This window comes from Streptomyces katrae, assembly GCF_002028425.1.
Taxonomy (GTDB): domain Bacteria; phylum Actinomycetota; class Actinomycetes; order Streptomycetales; family Streptomycetaceae; genus Streptomyces; species Streptomyces katrae_A.
Genome location: NZ_CP020042.1, coordinates 4,808,580 through 4,826,009, shown reverse-complemented (window position 1 = coordinate 4,826,009; position 17,430 = coordinate 4,808,580). Strand labels below are relative to the sequence as shown.

The 17,430-nt window shown below is 72.3% G+C and carries 21 protein-coding genes; 9 read left to right on the top strand and 12 right to left on the bottom strand.

The window, feature by feature from the left end:
* Window positions 1–177: 177 nt before the first annotated feature.
* The 3 genes from B4U46_RS22170 to afsQ1 are packed head-to-tail and all read right to left on the bottom strand — an operon-like array spanning window position 178 to window position 2,976.
* A complete protein-coding gene (locus tag B4U46_RS22170; protein WP_079429449.1) occupies window positions 178–831 on the bottom strand; it encodes a hypothetical protein in 654 nt (217 codons plus the stop codon).
* On the bottom strand, window positions 812–2,302 hold the full coding sequence (locus tag B4U46_RS22165; protein WP_079429448.1) for a sensor histidine kinase: 1,491 nt from the start codon (window positions 2,300–2,302) through the stop codon (window positions 812–814). Before B4U46_RS22165 ends, B4U46_RS22170 begins: the two co-directional genes overlap by 20 nt.
* Window positions 2,299–2,976, bottom strand: a complete 678-nt coding sequence (afsQ1, locus tag B4U46_RS22160; RefSeq protein WP_185117195.1) for a two-component system response regulator AfsQ1 — start codon at window positions 2,974–2,976, stop codon at window positions 2,299–2,301. The genes B4U46_RS22165 and afsQ1 overlap by 4 nt, the downstream gene beginning before the upstream one ends.
* Before the next feature lie 218 nt (window positions 2,977–3,194).
* Here afsQ1 and B4U46_RS22155 point away from each other — a divergent pair, with 218 nt between their 5' ends.
* On the top strand, window positions 3,195–3,896 hold the full coding sequence (locus B4U46_RS22155; RefSeq protein ID WP_079429447.1) for a SigE family RNA polymerase sigma factor: 702 nt from the start codon (window positions 3,195–3,197) through the stop codon (window positions 3,894–3,896).
* A 197-nt stretch (window positions 3,897–4,093) separates the two neighbouring features.
* Here B4U46_RS22155 and B4U46_RS22150 read toward each other — a convergent pair whose 3' ends face one another.
* Complete coding sequence (locus tag B4U46_RS22150) at window positions 4,094–4,732, bottom strand: uridine kinase family protein (protein ID WP_237293065.1); 639 nt, start codon at window positions 4,730–4,732, stop codon at window positions 4,094–4,096.
* A 143-nt stretch (window positions 4,733–4,875) separates the two neighbouring features.
* On the opposite strand from B4U46_RS22150, the gene B4U46_RS22145 reads away from it, so the two are divergent.
* Window positions 4,876–5,229, top strand: coding sequence for a hypothetical protein (locus B4U46_RS22145; RefSeq protein WP_079429445.1), 354 nt, complete (start codon window positions 4,876–4,878; stop codon window positions 5,227–5,229).
* 73 nt (window positions 5,230–5,302) lie between these two features.
* Here B4U46_RS22145 and B4U46_RS22140 read toward each other — a convergent pair whose 3' ends face one another.
* The 3 genes from B4U46_RS22140 to deoC are packed head-to-tail and all read right to left on the bottom strand — an operon-like array spanning window position 5,303 to window position 8,596.
* Window positions 5,303–6,199 carry an aldehyde dehydrogenase family protein gene (locus tag B4U46_RS22140; protein ID WP_079429444.1) on the bottom strand — a complete coding sequence of 299 codons (897 nt, stop codon included), beginning with the start codon at window positions 6,197–6,199 and terminating at the stop codon, window positions 5,303–5,305.
* Window positions 6,192–7,628, bottom strand: coding sequence for an aldehyde dehydrogenase family protein (locus B4U46_RS22135; protein WP_079429443.1), 1,437 nt, complete (start codon window positions 7,626–7,628; stop codon window positions 6,192–6,194). Before B4U46_RS22135 ends, B4U46_RS22140 begins: the two co-directional genes overlap by 8 nt.
* A gap of 5 nt (window positions 7,629–7,633) precedes the next feature.
* Window positions 7,634–8,596 carry a deoxyribose-phosphate aldolase gene (gene deoC, locus B4U46_RS22130; protein ID WP_100864125.1) on the bottom strand — a complete coding sequence of 321 codons (963 nt, stop codon included), beginning with the start codon at window positions 8,594–8,596 and terminating at the stop codon, window positions 7,634–7,636.
* A gap of 137 nt (window positions 8,597–8,733) precedes the next feature.
* Between deoC and B4U46_RS22125 the strand changes: the two genes are divergently transcribed.
* Window positions 8,734–9,351: a PH domain-containing protein gene (locus tag B4U46_RS22125; protein ID WP_079429441.1), complete on the top strand. Its 618-nt coding sequence runs from the start codon at window positions 8,734–8,736 to the stop codon at window positions 9,349–9,351.
* An 89-nt stretch (window positions 9,352–9,440) separates the two neighbouring features.
* Here B4U46_RS22125 and B4U46_RS22120 read toward each other — a convergent pair whose 3' ends face one another.
* Window positions 9,441–9,869: a PPOX class F420-dependent oxidoreductase gene (locus B4U46_RS22120; RefSeq protein WP_237293063.1), complete on the bottom strand. Its 429-nt coding sequence runs from the start codon at window positions 9,867–9,869 to the stop codon at window positions 9,441–9,443.
* A 131-nt stretch (window positions 9,870–10,000) separates the two neighbouring features.
* On the opposite strand from B4U46_RS22120, the gene B4U46_RS22115 reads away from it, so the two are divergent.
* The 3 genes from B4U46_RS22115 to B4U46_RS22105 all read left to right on the top strand — a co-directional run bounded on the left by B4U46_RS22115 (window position 10,001) and on the right by B4U46_RS22105 (window position 11,303).
* Window positions 10,001–10,354, top strand: coding sequence for a winged helix-turn-helix transcriptional regulator (locus B4U46_RS22115; protein ID WP_079429439.1), 354 nt, complete (start codon window positions 10,001–10,003; stop codon window positions 10,352–10,354).
* Between the two features lie 88 nt (window positions 10,355–10,442).
* Window positions 10,443–11,033, top strand: coding sequence for a VanZ family protein (locus B4U46_RS22110; protein WP_079429438.1), 591 nt, complete (start codon window positions 10,443–10,445; stop codon window positions 11,031–11,033).
* Between the two features lie 57 nt (window positions 11,034–11,090).
* Window positions 11,091–11,303 carry a PspC domain-containing protein gene (locus tag B4U46_RS22105; protein WP_079429437.1) on the top strand — a complete coding sequence of 71 codons (213 nt, stop codon included), beginning with the start codon at window positions 11,091–11,093 and terminating at the stop codon, window positions 11,301–11,303.
* Between the two features lie 69 nt (window positions 11,304–11,372).
* On the opposite strand, the gene B4U46_RS22100 is transcribed toward B4U46_RS22105, so the two are convergent.
* The 3 genes from B4U46_RS22100 to B4U46_RS22090 all read right to left on the bottom strand — a co-directional run bounded on the left by B4U46_RS22100 (window position 11,373) and on the right by B4U46_RS22090 (window position 13,846).
* On the bottom strand, window positions 11,373–12,140 hold the full coding sequence (locus B4U46_RS22100; RefSeq protein ID WP_079429436.1) for a hypothetical protein: 768 nt from the start codon (window positions 12,138–12,140) through the stop codon (window positions 11,373–11,375).
* 154 nt (window positions 12,141–12,294) lie between these two features.
* On the bottom strand, window positions 12,295–12,558 hold the full coding sequence (locus B4U46_RS22095; RefSeq protein WP_079429435.1) for a hypothetical protein: 264 nt from the start codon (window positions 12,556–12,558) through the stop codon (window positions 12,295–12,297).
* Window positions 12,559–12,697: 139 nt separating this feature from the next.
* The gene (locus B4U46_RS22090; protein WP_079429434.1) at window positions 12,698–13,846 is read right to left on the bottom strand and encodes an adenosine deaminase; all 1,149 of its coding nucleotides are present in this window, start codon (window positions 13,844–13,846) and stop codon (window positions 12,698–12,700) included.
* Between the two features lie 113 nt (window positions 13,847–13,959).
* Between B4U46_RS22090 and B4U46_RS22085 the strand changes: the two genes are divergently transcribed.
* The 3 genes from B4U46_RS22085 to B4U46_RS22075 all read left to right on the top strand — a co-directional run bounded on the left by B4U46_RS22085 (window position 13,960) and on the right by B4U46_RS22075 (window position 16,418).
* Window positions 13,960–14,679 (top strand): alpha/beta hydrolase, encoded by a 720-nt coding sequence (locus B4U46_RS22085; RefSeq protein WP_079429433.1) that lies wholly within the window; start codon window positions 13,960–13,962, stop codon window positions 14,677–14,679.
* Window positions 14,680–14,748: 69 nt separating this feature from the next.
* On the top strand, window positions 14,749–15,114 hold the full coding sequence (locus B4U46_RS22080; protein WP_079429432.1) for a cupin domain-containing protein: 366 nt from the start codon (window positions 14,749–14,751) through the stop codon (window positions 15,112–15,114).
* A gap of 236 nt (window positions 15,115–15,350) precedes the next feature.
* Window positions 15,351–16,418, top strand: coding sequence for a helix-turn-helix transcriptional regulator (locus B4U46_RS22075; RefSeq protein ID WP_237293061.1), 1,068 nt, complete (start codon window positions 15,351–15,353; stop codon window positions 16,416–16,418).
* On the opposite strand, the gene B4U46_RS22070 is transcribed toward B4U46_RS22075, so the two are convergent.
* The gene (locus B4U46_RS22070; RefSeq protein WP_079429431.1) at window positions 16,415–17,353 is read right to left on the bottom strand and encodes a LysR family transcriptional regulator; all 939 of its coding nucleotides are present in this window, start codon (window positions 17,351–17,353) and stop codon (window positions 16,415–16,417) included. The two genes, B4U46_RS22075 and B4U46_RS22070, sit on opposite strands and share 4 nt — an antisense overlap.
* Window positions 17,354–17,430: the final 77 nt, after the last annotated feature.

Genomic DNA, 17,430 nt, shown 5'->3' with positions numbered 1-17,430 from the left:
ACCCGGACCGGAACCGGCCAGCGGCCCGGTGCCGGGGCCACACTCGGCACCGGCCCGCTGTCCCGTCGCCGCCCGGCGGGATGCCGCCCCCCGCCCCACCCACCCGCACCCGGGGAGGCGGGTGGGCAGATACCGCCCGGCCCCCGTCCCTCGAGGGGGCGATGGCGGGCCCCGGCGTCAGGAGGGCGACGGTGACGGCGTCGGGGAGCCCGTCGGGCGGACCAGTTCGCCCAGGGTGGGGGCCGATTCCGGGCGGTTGCGGACCGCGTCCGTGCATTCCCAGGCGCGCGGCGGGTCCGCGTCCGGGCCGCCCAGGACCACCGGGCCGGGGCCCGCCGAGATGGCGTCGCTCGCGGAGAGGGTGCACACGATCTGGGCCAGGGCCACCGGCGGCAGGTCCTCGGGCTTGCGGCTCAGCCGGACCGTGCCCGCCGGGTCGCCGGGGCGCGCCGGGACGGACGTCAGCCCGTCCCGGACCCCGGTCGTGAAGCCGCCCTCCCGTTCCTGCTCGGACAGGGGGCGTTCCAGTTCCTCCAGCAGGGCCTGTGCGACCAGCGCGACGGGCTCGCGCCCGGTGCGCTTCTCGGGGACGGGGACGACCCGTTCCACCGCGACCAGCTGCGATCCGCAGACCAGCTCCACCTTGGCGCGGAACCCCTGCACCCCGCTCTGCCCGGGCGGCAGGTCCGGGGTGTCGCAGGACACCCGTGAGGGGGCCGGGCCCACGTCGACCGGAACGGTCGTGGCCCGGATCCCGCACCCGGTGAGGGCGAGGGCCAAGGCCCCTGCGCCCAGCAGCGCCGCGTGCGTCCTACGCTTCCGTGCCGCCACCGGCGATCACCTTCCCCACGTCCACCGGAAGCCGCAGGGTGAACACGGCCCCGCCTTCCGGGCCGTTCGCGGCCGTGATGTCGCCGCCGTGGATGTGCGCGTTCTCCATGGCGATCGACAGGCCCAGTCCGCTGCCGTCCGACTTCGGCCGGGAGGCGCTGGCCTTGTAGAACCGGTCGAAGACGTGCGGCAGCACCTCCTCCGGGATGCCCGGCCCGTTGTCCTTGACCGCGACGACCAGCCACTCCTCCTCGACCCGCACGGACACCCGCACCGGCGAGCCGCCGTGCTTGAGGGCGTTGCCGATCAGGTTGGCCAGGATGACGTCGAGGCGCCTGGGGTCGAGGCGGGCCACGATGCCGCGGCCGGCGTCGACCTCGACGGCGTCCAGCCAGGCCCGGGCGTCGATGCAGGCGGTGACCTGGTCGGCGACGTTGACGTCGTCGAGCACCAGTCGGGCCGTCCCCGCGTCGAAACGGGTGACCTCCATCAGGTTCTCCACCAGGTCGTTGAGCCGCCGGGTCTCGCTGACCACCAGGCCCACGGCCGGGGCGATCATCGGGTCGAGGTCGTCGACCTCCTCCTCCAGCACCTCGGCGACCGCCGTCAACGCCGTGAGCGGGGTGCGCAGTTCGTGGCTCATGTCGGCCACGAACCGCCGGCTGGCCTCCTCGCGGGCGCTCATGTCGGCGACCTTCTTCTCCAGCGCCTCCGCGGTGCGGTTGAACGTCCGTGAGAGGTCGGCGAGTTCGTCCGTGCCCGACACGTCGAGCCGGTGGTCGAGTTCGCCCTCGCCCAGTCTCCGTGCCGCCTCGCCGAGCCGCTGTACGGGCTTGAGCACGGTCCGGGCCGCCGCCTGCGCGAGCAGCGCCGATCCGAGCAGGGCCAGGCCCGTCGCGATGGTCAGGGACCAGCCGAGGGCGTTGAGGTCGTCGCGTTCCGTGGCCAGGGACTTGTACATGTAGCCGGTCGGTCCGCCGCCGATGATGCGCGTGCCGCCGACGAGGTAGGGCTTGCCGCCGGGCTTCGTCCGCTGCCAGTACATGTGGTACTCGGCGTCGTTCGCGGTCGTGGTCTTCTGGCGGTCGTTCACGGCGTGCTGGAGGGACTTCGGCACGTCGTCCAGCCCGAAGGACGCCGCCCCGGCGGCGCCGAACACGGGCCGCTTGTCCTTGCCCTCGCTGACGAGCAGCACGCTGTACCCGGGGCTGCTGCCCGCCATCAGCTCTGCGGTGCGCTGGAGTTCCTCGGGGGTGGGGTTGGCGGGCAGGGCCGCGGCGCGGTTCTGCATCTCCTGGCGGAAGTCGCCCAGGGCCGCGTCCTGGGTACGGGTGAGGACCGCCTCGCGGTTGAGCCAGTAGGCGATTCCGGAGGCGGAGACGGCGGCCGTCAGGGCGACCAGGGCGAACACCACGAGCAGCCGCACCCGCAGGCTGGTCCAGCGCCGGCCCGCGAAGAGGGCCTTGGTCACTGCGGGGAGTCCAGTCGGTAGCCGACGCCCCGGACCGTGCGGATCAGGGTCGGTGAGGAGGGGACCTCCTCGACCTTGGCGCGCAGCCGCTGTACGCACGCGTCGACGAGCCGCGAGTCGCCGAGGTAGTCGTGCTCCCACACCAGCCGGAGCAGCTGCTGGCGGGAGAGCGCCTGCCCGGGCCGGCGGCTGAGCTCCAGGAGCAGCCGCAGCTCGGTCGGTGTGAGCTGGAGGTCTTCGCCGTTCTTCGTCACGGTCATGGCGGCGCGGTCGATGACGAGGGACCCGAAGACGGCGGAGTCGCTGGCCTCGCGCTCGCCGCGGCGCAGCACGGCGCGGATGCGGGCGTCGAGCACCCGGCCCTGGACGGGCTTGACGACGTAGTCGTCGGCTCCGGACTCCAGGCCGACGACGACATCGATGTCGTCGCTGCGCGCGGTGAGCAGGATGATCGGCAGCTGGTCGGTGCGGCGGATCCTCCGGCACACCTCGAAGCCGTCGATGCCGGGCAGCATGACGTCGAGCACGATCAGGTCCGGCCGCTGCTCACGGAGCAGTTTCAGGCCGTCCTCGCCCGTCGCCGCGGTGGCCACACGGTGGCCCTGGCGGGTCAGGGAGAGTTCGAGGGCCGTGCGGATGGCGTCGTCGTCCTCGATCAGCAACAGGAAAGGCACGGGCTCATTCTGTCCCATCGGCCGTCGGGACTTCGACCGTCGCGCGCGACGGATCCGGCGTCGGCTCCCGCCCGGTTCCGTCGAGTCCCGCTCGGATCCGGATCGCGGGCGGCTGTGACAGTGCTGTGACAGTCGACGGACACGCCGGTTAAGTCGGCCGGGCAGTCTTTTGTCATCGAAGCACGGACCGAAGCAGACTCCACGACGGGGGGCGCGAGATGAACACGCTGCACAGCACCACCACCAGCGCGGTTGTCACGCGGCTGCACGACGCGAACCGCCGGGCGGGTGTCCGTACGGTGCCGGGCTCCCGGCGACAGGCTCATGTCGTAGCCATTGACGCGAACCAGTACCAGGCGGTTCCCGCCCAGCGGACCCCTTCCTCCCCGTCCTCCTCCTCGGAGGCGGAGTTCACGGCGTACGTCCAGGAGCGGCGCGCGGCCCTGTACGCGACGGCCTTCCACCTGACCGGCGACCGGCACGAGGCCGAGGACCTGCTGCAGAGCGCGCTGTTCTCCACCTACCGGGCCTGGGACCGGATCAGCGACAAGGCGGCGGTGGGCGGCTACCTGCGCCGGACGATGACGAACCTGCACATCAGCGCGTGGCGCCGGCGCAAGCTCAACGAGTACCCGACGGAGGAGCTGCCGGAGACGGCCTCCGACACGGACGCGATGCGCGGTACGGAGCTGCGCGCGGTGCTCTGGCAGGCGCTGGCCCGGATCCCGGAGCCGCAGCGCACGATGCTGGTGCTGCGGTACTACGAGGGCCGTACGGACCCGGAGATCGCGGAGATCCTGGGCATCAGCGTCGGCACCGTGAAGTCGAGCATCTGGCGCTCGCTGCGCCGGCTGCGCGAGGACGAGGTGCTGAGCTTCGGGCGGGACGAGGCGGAGTCCTTCGGGGAGCTCGTCGCGTAACACCGGGCACGACGCACCACGTACGACGCACCACACACCACGCACCACACATCTGCACATCACAGACCGCAGACCACCGGCCAGGGGGTCCGTCCTACGGGGGTGGGACGGAGGCCGTGGGGGGATGGAGGCGGGACCGGGCGGCCGGGGGTCCGCTCGGTCCCGCCTCTTCTTTTCGTGTCTTTTCGTGGCCGGGGCTACACCGCCGCCGCGGTCGCCGAGCGGTGGCGGCCCGCCGCCGCCGCGGCGAGGCGGCCCAGGGCCTCGTCGCCGCCGCAGGCGTGGGCGCCGAGGGCGACGTGCCGGGCGACGATGCCGCGTTCGGCGCGCATCAGGCGCAGGCCTCGGCGCAGCAGGAACGGCAGGGACTTGCGGCCTTCGCGCAGGTCGCGGGCCAGTCGCCGGCGGAAGGTGGTGGAGGGGCGGCCGCGCAGGCAGATCGCGTCGGCGAGGAGGCCGAGTTCCTGGCAGCGGGCGGCGATGTCGGCGGCGAAGATGCCCTCCGCGATGAACAGCGGGGTGCGGGAGATGTCCAGGGTCTCCGTGCCGGTGCGGGAGCTGGTCGCGATGTCGTAGACGGGGACCTCGGTGCGGCCGGTGCGGCAGAGTTCGGCGACGGCGGCCACGGCGACTTCAGCGTCCCAGGACTGCGGGGAGTCCCAGTCGATGTCCGAGCTGCCCTCGACCAGGGGGAGGGTCGGGTCCGTCCCCTCCTTGTAGAAGTCGTCGAGGCGCAGTACGGGCAGCCCCGAGCGGGCCGCCAGCGAGGACTTGCCGGAACCCGAGGGACCGGTCAGGAGCACGACCCGCGTCGGAAGGGGAGATGAACAGCTCACGGGAGACCAGTGTGAGGCATGACCCCGCGTATCAACACACTGGCGACAGCCCCTGCGACCGGTCTCACACGGCGGGTTGGAACCGGGGACGCCCCCTCGACTACGCTGTGTGCGCACGCGACTACGACCACAGGCGGGAACCAATGGCACGTCACGCAGCCTCCGACCCCTCTCCCCAGCGGCTCCGTTCCGCCGGACTGACCCTCTCCCTGGCCGGGGCGGCCCTGGCCATGGCGGCCGGTGCGGCGCAGGCCGGTGAGCTGGACCCGGCGGCGGCGGTCTCCGGGGTCGTCGACCCGATCTCCAACCTGAAGGTGAACCCCCTCGCACACACCGGCGTGGACCCCCTCGACAACGGGGTGGGCACGAAGGTCGCCGACTTCCCGGCGGTGGGCACGACGATGGTCACGGGGGTGCTGACGCAGGGGCCGTCGGTGAAGGAGATCCCGCAGGCGGCCGTCTCCTCGCTGCTGGGTCCGGTGCTCCCGAAGGGGTAGCGGCGGCGGACGCGCGAAGGCCCCGGCAGCACGGGGGGACTGGCTGCCGGGGCCGGTTCACGGGGGGCGGGGGCTAGTAGGAGGAGCCGCCCGAGCCCAGCGATCCGGTGGGGTGCCAGACCGTCTTGGTCTCCAGGAACGCCGTCATGCGCGACGTGCCCGGGTCGGCGGCCCAGTCGTCCACAGGCTGTGGACGCAGGACGCGCTTGAGGTTGTCGGCCGCGGCGATCTCCAGCTCCTTGGCCAGCGCCGCGTCCGCGCCCGCGAGGTCGATCGCGTTGACGTCCTGGTGGGCCGCGAGGTGCGGGCCCATCTCGGCGGCCTTGCCGGAGAGGATGTTGACGACGCCGCCCGGCAGGTCGGAGGTGGCCAGCACCTCGCCCAGGGACAGGGCGGGCAGCGGGGCCTTCTCGCTGGCGATGACGACGGCGGTGTTGCCCGTCGCGATCACCGGGGCGATCACCGAGACCAGGCCCAGGAAGGACGAGTCCTGCGGGGCCACGACCGTGACGACGCCGGTCGGTTCCGGGGTGGAGAGGTTGAAGAACGGGCCCGCGACCGGGTTGGCCGCGCCGGCGACCTGGCCGATCTTGTCGGTCCAGCCCGCGTACCAGACCCAGCGGTCGATGGCCGCGTCGACGACCGCCGCCGCCTTGGACTTGGACAGGCCCTCGGCCTCGCCGACCTCGCGGACGAACTGCTCGCGGCGGCCCTCCAGCATCTCGGCGATGCGGTAGAGGATCTGGCCACGGTTGTACGCGGTCGCGCCCGCCCAGCCACCGAAGGCCTTGCGGGCGGCGACGACCGCGTCACGGGCGTCCTTGCGGGAGGACAGCGGGGCGTTGGCCAGCCACTTCCCCTTCGAGTCGCTCACCTCGTACACCCGGCCGCTCTCGGAGCGGGGGAACTTGCCCCCGACGTACAGCTTGTAGGTCTTGAAGACGTTCAGACGCAGAGAGGACTCAGACATCGAGGTAGGCCTCCAGACCGTGGCGGCCGCCCTCGCGGCCGAAGCCCGACTCCTTGTAGCCGCCGAAGGGCGAGGTCGGGTCGAACTTGTTGAACGTGTTGGCCCAGACGACGCCCGCGCGGAGCTTGTTCGCCACCGCGAGGATGCGGGAGCCCTTCTCCGTCCAGATGCCGGCGGACAGGCCGTACTGGCTGTTGTTGGCCTTGGCGACGGCCTCGTCCGGGGTGCGGAACGTCAGCACGGACAGGACCGGGCCGAAGATCTCGTCACGGGCGACGGTGTGCGCCTGGGTGACGTTCGTGAAGAGCGTCGGGGCGAACCAGTAGCCGGAGGACGGCAGCTCGCAGGCCGGGGACCAGCGCTCGGCGCCCTCGGCCTCGCCGGTGTCGGCCAGGGCCGTGATCCGGGCGAGCTGCTCGGCGGAGTTGATCGCGCCGATGTCGGTGTTCTTGTCGAGCGGGTCGCCCAGGCGCAGGGTGCTCAGGCGGCGCTTGAGGGAGTCCAGCAGCTCGTCGTGGATCGACTCCTGGACCAGCAGGCGGGAGCCCGCGCAGCAGACCTGGCCCTGGTTGAAGAAGATGCCGTTGACGATGCCCTCGACGGCCTGGTCGATGGGGGCGTCGTCGAAGACGATGTTGGCGCCCTTGCCGCCCAGCTCCAGGGTGACCTTCTTGCCGGTGCCGGCGATCTGGCGGGCGATGGCCTTGCCGACCGCGGTGGAGCCGGTGAAGGCGACCTTGTTGACGTCGGGGTGGGCGACGAGCTCGGCACCCGCGTCCCCGTAGCCGGGGATGATGTTGACGACGCCCTTGGGGAGACCGGCCTGGCGGCAGATGTCCGCGAAGAACAGCGCCGAGAGAGGGGTGGTCTCCGCCGGCTTGAGGACGACGGTGTTGCCGGTGGCGAGCGCCGGGGCGATCTTCCACGCGAGCATCAGCAGCGGGAAGTTCCAGGGGATGACCTGGCCGGCCACGCCCAGCGGGCGCGGGTTCGCGCCGTAGCCCGCGTGGTCGAGCTTGTCGGCCCAGCCCGCGTAGTAGAAGAAGTGCGCGGCGACCAGCGGGAGGTCCGCGTCGCGGGTCTCCTTGATCGGCTTGCCGTTGTCCAGGGTCTCCAGGACGGCCAGCTCGCGGCTGCGCTCCTGGATGATCCGGGCGATGCGGAAGAGGTACTTGGCGCGCTCGGAGCCGGGCAGCGCGGACCACTTCTCGAAGGCGCGGCGGGCGGCCTTGACGGCGCGGTCGACGTCGGCGGCGCCGGCCTGGGCGACCTCCGACAGGACCTCCTCGCTGGAGGGGCTGACGGTCTTGAAGACCTTGCCGTCGGCGGCGTCGGTGAACTCGCCGTCGATGAAGAGCCCGTAGGAGGGGGCGATGTCGACGACCGAGCGGGACTCGGGAGCCGGTGCGTACTCGAAGAGGGATGCCATGGTGATCAGTCCACCGTCACGTAGTCGGGTCCGGAGTAACGCCCGGTGCTCAGCTTCTGGCGCTGCATGAGCAGGTCGTTCAGCAGGCTGGAGGCGCCGAAGCGGAACCACTCGTTGGTCAGCCAGTCCTCGCCCGCGGTCTCGTTGACCAGGACCAGGAACTTGATGGCGTCCTTGGTGGTGCGGATGCCGCCGGCCGGCTTCACGCCGATCTGGATTCCAGTCTGCGCCTTGAAGTCGCGGACGGCTTCGAGCATGAGCAGGGTGTTGGCGGGGGTGGCGTTGACGCCGACCTTGCCGGTGGAGGTCTTGATGAAGTCGGCGCCCGCGAGCATGCCGATCCAGGAGGCGCGGCGGATGTTGTCGTACGTCGACAGCTCGCCGGTCTCGAAGATGACCTTCAGCCGGGCGGCGGTGCCGTCCTCGCGGACGCACGCCTCCTTGACGGCCTTGATCAGCTCGTAGGTGTCCAGGTAGCGGCCGGCGAGGAAGGCGCCACGGTCGATGACCATGTCGATCTCGTCGGCGCCGGCGGCGACGGCGTCACGGGTGTCGGCCAGCTTGACCGGCAGGGCGGCGCGGCCCGCCGGGAAGGCGGTGGCGACGGAGGCGACCTTGACGTCGGCGCCGTTGAGCGCCGCCTTGGCGGTGGCCACCATGTCGGGGTAGACGCAGACCGCGGCGGTCATGGGCGTCGTGCGGTCCAGGGGGTCGGGGTTGACGGCCTTGGCGGCGAGCGACCGGACCTTGCCCGGGGTGTCCGCACCCTCGAGCGTCGTCAGGTCGATCATCGAGATGGCCAGGTCGATGGCGTACGCCTTGGCCGTCGTCTTGATCGAACGGGTGCCGAGGGAGGCCGCGCGGGCCTCCAGTCCGACTGCGTCGACGCCGGGCAGCCCGTGCAGGAAGCGGCGCAGCGCGCTGTCGGACGTCGTCACGTCAGCGAATGCGGTGAGGGTGGTGGGCATGGTCACCAGATGAGCATATCTACGCGCGTAGCGACCTGTCACCCCCCTCGTGCACATCTGCGCGTGACGTCCGCCATCGGTGCGCCCGCCCCCGCGCGCCGGTGGCCCCCGGACGGGCATGCGGCACAATCGGCGGCATGACCACACCCTCCACCCATGAGCCGGCCTACGCGGACCGCGTCTACCGCTCCCCCATGGCCGTCGTCACCGGGGTGCTGATCCTGGCGATGATCGTCTGGCTGTGCGGGGACGCCGTCGTGCGCGGCGTGGGCAGCGGCCGGTGGATCGGGCTCGCCGCCGCGCTGTGCGCCGTACCGCTGACCGTGGCGTTCACCATCCGGCCGGCCGTCTTCGCCAACGAGGACCGGATGCGGGTCCGCAACCCCTTCCGGGTCATCGAGCTGCCCTGGGCCGTGGTGGACGCGGTGCGCGCCGGGTACTCGGCGGAGGTGCTGGCGGACGGGGCGACGTACCAGCTCTGGTCGGTGCCGGTGTCGCTGCGCGAGCGCAAGAAGGCGAACCGCTCGGCCGGCCGGCGCGAGGCGCCGGGCGGCGGGGGCGCCGGAGACAAGGCGGCCGCGCCGGTGGCGCGGGCCTCCGCCGACAAGGCCGTGGACGAGCTGACCGAGCTGGCCGAGCGCGGAGCCGCCCGGCCCGGCGCGCAGGGGCCGGTCCGGGTGCGGTGGGCCTGGGAGATCATCGTCCCGGCGGTGACGGGCGCGGTCCTGCTGGCCGTGCTGCTGATGGTCAGGTAGGGGCGCCGACGGCGGGTCCGGCCCGGGAGGGCGTCCCGTCCGCGTCCGGCCGTCCGGGACCGGCCGTCCGGGATCCGTCGGCCGGCTCCTCAGAGGGAGATCGCGACGACCTTTTCCGCGGTGATCCGCACGATCAGCCGGACGACCTCGGCCGGCTCCGGCGGCGGGTCCTCGCCGAGGTAGTGCCGGGACAGCTCGCGCGGCAGTTCCTTGTGCGGGTCCGGCAGCAGTTCGGCCGTGCCCCGTATCTCCACCGACCGGTAGGGGTTCTCGCGGTCGTAGACCGTCAGGCTGATGCGCGGGTCGCGGGCGAGGTTGCGCGCCTTCTTGCGTCCCGCGGTGGTGGAGAAGACCACGGCGTCCCCGCGCCTGCCGGCCCAGACCACGGAGGTCTGCGGGCCGCCGTCGGGGTTCAGCGTCGCCACCACCGCGAAGTTCCGGCCGTCGAGCAGCTCCCTCACCCCCGCGTCCAACTCCACCGCCGCGGGAAGCTCTTGCGTGCTGCCGGTGTTCCTCACTCGTCGTCCCTCGCCTCTCGTCGGGCCTGCGGATGGGCGCGAGCCGGCCGGACGGGCCGTCCTCGCGGGGCACTGACGTGCACACCGCCCATCCTCGAAGAGGGCGCCGCACAACGGAAGAAGGCACATTTATGTCACGTACTACCGCGTGCACGGCGCAGGAGGGCGCGGGCCGTGAGGTCTGCACCGTCCTCGGCGTGCTCGGCAGGGTGAGCGGCAAATGGAGTCTGGGCGTCCTGAGCGAAACCCTCCACGGGCCCGTCCGCTTCTCCGCGCTCGAACGGTCGCTGGCCGGGATCAGCCGCCGGATCCTCACCCTCACGCTGCGCGAGCTGGAGGAGGACGGCCTGCTGGTCCGCACCGTGTACCCCACGGTGCCGCCCCGGGTGGAGTACGCCGCCACCGACGCGGCGCGCGAGCTCTACGGGCGGCTCACCGGTCTCGCTGACTGGGCGGAGCGGCACCCGGCGCCGGGGACCGGCTGACCGGGGGCGCTGACCGGGCGCGCCACACGGTCCGAGACGGCAGCGGCCGACCGGAACCGCCGCCACCGGGGGTGGCGTCCTCGCTGGTGTGCACCGTCATGAGGGCAGCGGCAGCGCCGCCACCGCCACACAGCTCCCGGTCCGTCCCCGGCTCCTGAGCGGGGCCCTGCTGGCCGCGCACCTGCTGGTCGTCGGATGGCTCACCTTGAGTCCGCTGGACGTGCCCTGGGCGGCGGCCGCGAACCTGTCGCCGCTGGAGGGGATCCGGGCGGACCTGGCGCTGGGGCCGCTGGAGGCCGCGCGGCGGATCGGGGAGGGGCTGGCGCTGCTGGCCCCGCTGGGGGTGCTGCTGCCGCTGGCGGGGGGCCGGCTGAAGCCCGGGGCGCTGGCCGCGTGGGCCTCGCTGGCGCGGACGGCGACGGCCGCCGTACTGATCTCGCTGAGCATCGAAATGCTCCAGACGGCCGTTCCGGGGCGGGTTCCGGACGTGGATTCCCTGCTGCTGAACACCGCCGGGGTGGTGATCGTGCACATGGCGGTCGTACCGGTGCTGCGGGCCAGGCTGCGCAGGCCCCTGAGCTCCCCGGATGCGGTGTCTCAGGGGAACACCCCGAGAATTCCCAGGGTCGGCCTCGGCCCGTGGACCGACGTTCTGTCGGCCGTGCCGCGCGAGTATTGATTCATCGCGCCAGGAAATGACGGAATGCGCGCGAATCCCGATACGAAGGAGCACACCATGAGCGCGCTGACCCGCCCCCGTGACGGACGGCTGATCGGCGGCGTCTGCGCCGGACTGGCCAAGCGGTTCGGAATGAAGGCCCGCACGATGCGGCTCATCTTCGTCCTGTCCTGCCTGCTGCCCGGCCCGCAGTTCCTGATCTACCTGGCGCTGTGGCTGCTGATCCCGAACGAGAAGTCCGGCGTGGGCGCCGCGAGCGCCGCCTGGTAGGACTCCTCGTGCCGGCCGCGGCCGGCGCTCGCGACCGGCTCGCAAGACCCGGCCGCCCTCAGGCCGGGTTCAGCCGGCCTTCCGGACCTTCTCCAGCTGCTTGTCGGCGACTTCCTGCGGAACCGCCGCCTTCTGGCCGGCGGCCGCCACGTTGAGGGCCATCAGCCGTACGATGCTGGACCCCTCGCGGACGACGACCAGGTGGACCTGGGCCGAGACGCCTTCGGCGGATGCGGTCGTGGTCCAGCTGACGCTCTCGTCACCGGCGGTCTTGAACGGGACCGCCTTCACGTCCCGGTAGGTGCCGGTCTGCTTCTGCACGGTTGCGGTGAAGCCGGAGCCGCAGGCCGCGACGGCTTCGCGGAGCCGGGCGACGACCTTCTTGGCGTCCCTCTCGTCGTAGGAGCTGACGGACGCGGAGACGGCGAGGCCGACCTGCTTCTGGGAGCCGATGCCCCGGTTGACGGTCTCGTGCGCGGCCGGGTCGGGCTTGTCGCCCATGATGTCGGCGAGCGGCTGGCAGGCCTTCTTGTCGGCCTGCGGCTGGCCGGCCGGGGCGTTGGGGTTCTTGCCCTGCGCCGAGACCTGGTAGCCGGGGAGGTCGCCCTGCGCGAGGGCGGAGCGCTCCAGACGGGCGTCCTTGGCCTTGGGGGCCGGGGAGGCGGCGGCGGGGCCGGGTGCGCCGGAGGGAGAGGCGGCCGCGGAGCCCTTGGGGTCGGGGCCCTTTCCGGGCGGCGCGGCGTCCGTACCGCCGCTGCAGCCGACGGCTCCGAGGAGCAGGGCGGGGAGCAGCGCGAACGTCGTCGCGGGCGCCTTGAATCGTGCCGTGATGCGCATGACCGGACCTCTCCCCCAGCTACCGCTGGGTGTGCCCCCACCCATACGTCGGCGGGTAGTTGGTGGGGATCGTGGCACACCGCGCCGCATGGCGCACACCGCCTCGAAGGGGTGTGCGCCATGCGTACGGGTGTGCGTTTCGCGGGGTGGGCGGTTAGCCCAGGGCGCCACCGAGGCCGCCGAGCGCGGGGACTCCGCCGAGCAGCTGGTTCACCGGCGCGGCCGGGTCGCTGGCCTGGCCGTCCTGGCCCTTCTCCGTCTGGTTGGTGATGGAGCTGGTGGCGCTGGTGACGGTGCCGAGGGCGTCCGTGAGGTTCGGGGTGGGGAGCGCCGAGGCGGAGGCGGTACCCGCGGCACCCGCGGCGAGGGCGGCACCAATGACAGCGACACCGAGGGACTTGGCAGCAGACTGCTTCATGAAAAATCGTCCTTGCGACGGGGAATCGAGCGGCTCCGCAAGTTAGTCACTTCAAACCCCCTCCCGCAAACATCCTTTAATACGAGAAAGCGCCCGGGGTGACGTGCCACCGGGCGCTTTCCGTGGGTCATTCCGTGGCCTATGCCGATACGGATCCGCTGGTGGAAGCGGTCTGACGGAAAAGCCACTCGGACTTCAGCTCCGCATAACCGGGCTTGATCACGTCGTTGATCATCGCCAGTCGTTCATCGAAAGGAATGAATGCGGACTTCATCGCATTGACGGTGAACCACTGCATGTCGTCGAGCGAGTAGCCGAAGGTGTCGACCAGGTGCTCGAACTCGCGGCTCATGCTGGTGCCGCTCATCAGGCGGTTGTCGGTGTTGACCGTCAGCCGGAAGTGCAGCTTGCGCAGCAGGCCGATCGGGTGCTCGGCGTACGAGGCGGCCGCGGCGGTCTGCAGGTTCGACGTCGGGCACATCTCCAGGGGGATGCGCTTGTCGCGGACGTACGAGGCCAGGCGGCCGAGCTTCACGGAGCCGTCGGCGGCGACCTCGATGTCGTCGATGATCTTCACACCGTGGCCCAGGCGGTCGGCGCCGCACCACTGGAGGGCCTGCCAGATCGACGGCAGGCCGAAGGCCTCGCCGGCGTGGATGGTGAAGTGGTTGTTCTCGCGCTTGAGGTACTCGAACGCGTCGAGGTGGCGGGTGGGGGGGAACCCGGCCTCGGCGCCGGCGATGTCGAAGCCGACGACGCCGTTGTCGCGGTAGCGGTTGGCCAGTTCGGCGATCTCCAGCGCGCGGGCCGCGTGGCGCATCGCGGTCAGCAGGGCGCCGATGCGGATGCGGTGGCCGCCCGCCTTGGCGCGGCGCTCGCCCTCGCGGAAGCCGGCGTTGACCGCCTCGACGACCTCTTCGAGGGTCAGGCCGGCCTCCAGGTGCTGCTCGGGGGCGTAGCGGATCTCGGCGTACACGACGCCGTCCTCGGCCAGGTCCTCGGCGCACTCGGCGGCGACCCGGAAGAGGGCCGCCTTGGTCTGCATGACGGCGCAGGTGTGCGCGAACGTCTCCAGGTAGCGCGGGAGGGAGCCGGAGTCGGCGGCGTCGCGGAACCAGACGCCGAGCTTGTCGGCGTCGGTCTCGGGCAGCTTGTCGTAGCCGACCTCGGCGGCCAGCTCGATGATGGTGCCGGGGCGGAGGCCACCGTCGAGGTGGTCGTGCAGGAGCACCTTCGGGGAGCGGCGGATCTGATCCGGGCTGGGCGTGTTGGGGGTCTCGCTCGTCATCCCGGCACTCTACTCCTACGCGCGTAGAGCAACCCGTCGGCGGCGGGCGTCGATATGTAACAGAGACCGTACGGACGGGTGGCATACACCCGCCGGTCTGAGACTGTTCCGCCATGGCACAGCATGCGCCGCCGGCGCGCGGGGCTCGCCTGGGGCGGGCGGCCGGCGCGAACGGCCCGGAGTCGATGGTCAGTGGTGTGGTCCTCCTGCTCCCCGGGGCGTCCAGGATCGCCCCCGGTCCGCTGCGCCCGCTCGCTCGGGCGCTGGCCCGGGCGGGCGGGGAGCAGGGGCTGGTGGCGCACACCGTGCTGCACGGCCCGCAGGAGCGGGAGGAGGCCGCACGGTGGGCGGCCGACGAGGCGCTGCGCCGGTACGGGGACGTGCCGGTCTGCCTGGCCGGCTACGGGGCCGGGGGCCGGACGGCACTGCGGGCGGCGGGGCACGGGGCCGTCAACTCGGTGGTGGCACTGGCCCCTTGGTTACCGCAGGAGGTGCACGAGGGCTCCCCTGAACCGGTGAAACAGCTCGCGGGGCGGCAGGTGCTGATCGTGCACGGGACGAACGACGCGCGCAGTGACCCGGAGTCCTCCTTCCGGCTGGCGGCGCGGGCGAAGAAGGCGAATCGTTCTACTTGCCGGTTCGAGGTGCATTCGGACGGGCACGGGCTGCGCGAGCACCGGGCGGAAGTGGTGGCGCTCGCGGTGGACTTCGTCCTGGGCGCGATGGTCTCGGGGCGGTACTCACGGCCGGTGACGGACGCGCTGGCGGCTCCCCCGCCGCTGGGCCTGCGGATGCCGCTGGCCTCGGGGTTCGGGCGGTCGCTGCGGGGGTGAGGGGCGGGTGGCCCGGGCGTAGAGTGAGGAGTGGACTCGGGGTTCGTTCTCTCCGGGAGGCGACAGAGCATGGCCACAATGGTGCGCAGGAGCTTCGACAGCGCCGACGAGACCCGGCCGTTCGCGGACGGCAAGGGCCGGCTGGACGTGGTCCAGGCCGAAGGCGGTGCCGTCGGACGGGCGGTCTTCGAACCGGGCTGGCGCTGGTCGGAGCACATCAAGCCGCTGGCCGGCACGGACAGCTGCCAGGCCGCGCACACGGGGTACGTGGTGAGCGGCAGGATGCACGTCGTCATGGACGACGGGCAGGAGGAGGACTACGGCCCGGGGGACTTCATGCAGGTCTCGCCGGGGCACGACGCCTGGGTGCTCGGCGACGAGCCGTGCGTGGCGCTGGACTGGACGGGCTTCGGGGACTACGCGAAGCCCAAGTAGCCGCCGGGTACGGGTGCGCGGGACGGGGGCGGGCGCGCGGCGTCCTTCCGTGCCTGCCGCTCCGCCCCCTCACGGTCGGACGGCACCGATGGATCCGGCGTTGCCGCCCCCGGCACGCCGTGATCCCCACTGTGCCGGTTCGGCATATGCCGGGTGCACGGATACCGGAGTCGACTTGTCGCCTTGCGGGAACCCGAGGGGTTTATAAAAGGTGACAGTCAGGGACGAATAGGCATATGCCAGTCGATGCCGACGGAGCCGATGGATCCGATCTGAGCCCCGCCGCCCGGCGTCTGTACGCCTTCGCCGCGGAGCGGTACGCCTTCACCCCCGCCGAGGCCACCACCGCCCTGGGCGCCCGGGCGGGCGCCGCCGTCAAGGAACTGGCCGCCGCCCACCTGCTCCAGCGCGCCCCCGGCGACGGCCCGGAACGCTGGACGGCGGTCGCGCCCCGCGCGGCGGCCGCCCGGGCGCTGGCCCCGCTGGCCCTGCTCGTACGGGAGACCCACGACGAGATGGACCGGCTGCGCGGGCGGCTGGAGGCGCTGGTGCCGGCGTACGAGGCGGGCACCGCGCACCGCGACGACGGCGGGGCGGGCAACCTGGAGCTGGTCACCGACCTGGGGGCGGTGCGGGGGCTGATCGCCGAGCTGGTGGCGGGCTGCGAGCAGGAGCTGCTGACCTCCCAGCCGGGCGGCGGCCGCCCCCAGGAGACCCTGGAGGAGGCGGTCGGCCGGGACGAGTCGCTGCTGGCGCGCGGGGTCCGGATGCGGACGATCTACCAGCACACGGCACGTTACTCACGGCCGACGGCGGCGTACGTGGAACGGGTGACGGCGCTGGGGGCGCAGGTGCGGACCCTGGGCGACGGGCTGATGCGAATGCTGATCTTCGACGCCCACACCGGCCTGATGTCGGTCCCGGACCGGCAGGGCGCGGCACTGGTGGTCCGCGAGCCGAGCGTCGTCCACTTCATGACGGCTGCCTTCGAACGCTCCTGGCTGGGCGCCCGCCCCTTCCCGACGACGGTGAGCCCGGAAGCCGCCAGGTCCCTCTCGGACGAGCTCCGCCAGATGATCGTACGGCTGCTGTCGGAGGGCCTGGAGGACAAGGTCATCGCCCGCCGCCTGGGCATGTCGGAACGCACCTGCCAGCGGCACATCGCGGAGATCATGCGCGCGGTGGGCGCCAAGTCACGCTTCCAGGCGGGCTACTTACTGTCGGCGGCGGCAGCCTCGTCGTGCCCCGAGACGGACGGGGAGGGCGGCGGGGGCGGCGACGGGGGCAGGGGCGGGGCCGGCTAGGCCGGGGGTTCCAGTTCCGGGATGAGGCGGCCGCGGCGGGAGAGGAGGAAGCGCTTGAACGCGGCCACCGGCGGGGTGTCCGGGTGGCCGTCCAGCCAGGCCACGCCGATCTCGCGGACCGCGCGCGGTGCCGTGACCGTCAGCTCGACCACGCCCGGGCGCGGGACCAGGGGCGGGGGGAGCAGGGCCACGCCCAGACCCGCCGCGACGAGGCCGCGCAGGGTTTCGGCCTCCTCGCCCTCGAAGGCCACCTTCGGGGTGAACCCCGCCTCCGCGCACAGGTTGTCGGTGATGCGCCGCAGGCCGTAGCCGGGTTCCAGGGTGACGAACGTTTCCTCGGCGGCCTCGGCGAGGCGGATGCGCTTGCGGCCCGCCAGGCGGTGGTCGTCCGGGACCACCAGGCGCAGCCGCTGCTCGTCCAGCCGGCGGGCGACCAGGTCGGGGGCGTCGGGGACGGGCGAGGTCAGGCAGAGGTCGAGCTCTCCGGCGCGCAGCTTCTCCAGCATGGCCTCGCCGTAGTTCTGGACGAGGGCGAAGCGGACCCGGGGGTGGTCGGCGCGGAAGGCGCGGATCAGGCCGGGTACGGTCTCGGGGCCCAGGGTGTGCAGGAAGCCGAAGGCGACCTTCCCGAAGCCGGGGTCGGCGTCCTGCTGCACGGAGCCGGCGGCGCGGGCGATTCCCGCGAGGGCTTCTTCGGCGGAGGCGAGGAAGGTGCGGCCGGCCGTGGTGAGGGCGACGGTGCGGCCCTTGCGGGCGAACAGCGAGACGCCCAGGTCCTGTTCGAGGCGGACCATCGCCCGGGAGAGGGTGGACTGCGGCACGCCCAGCTCCTGGGCGGCGCGGGTGACGTGCTCGTGCTGGGCGACCGCGACGAACTGGGCGAGGCGCGGGGCCAGCCCTTGTGTCACGGCCATGTCTTCTTCGTAACGGTTCATTGATATCCGAAGCCATGAGCTGTGCTGATGCGTGGGTGGATTGATTATGGCCCGTTTGTGCATTGGACGCATGAAGA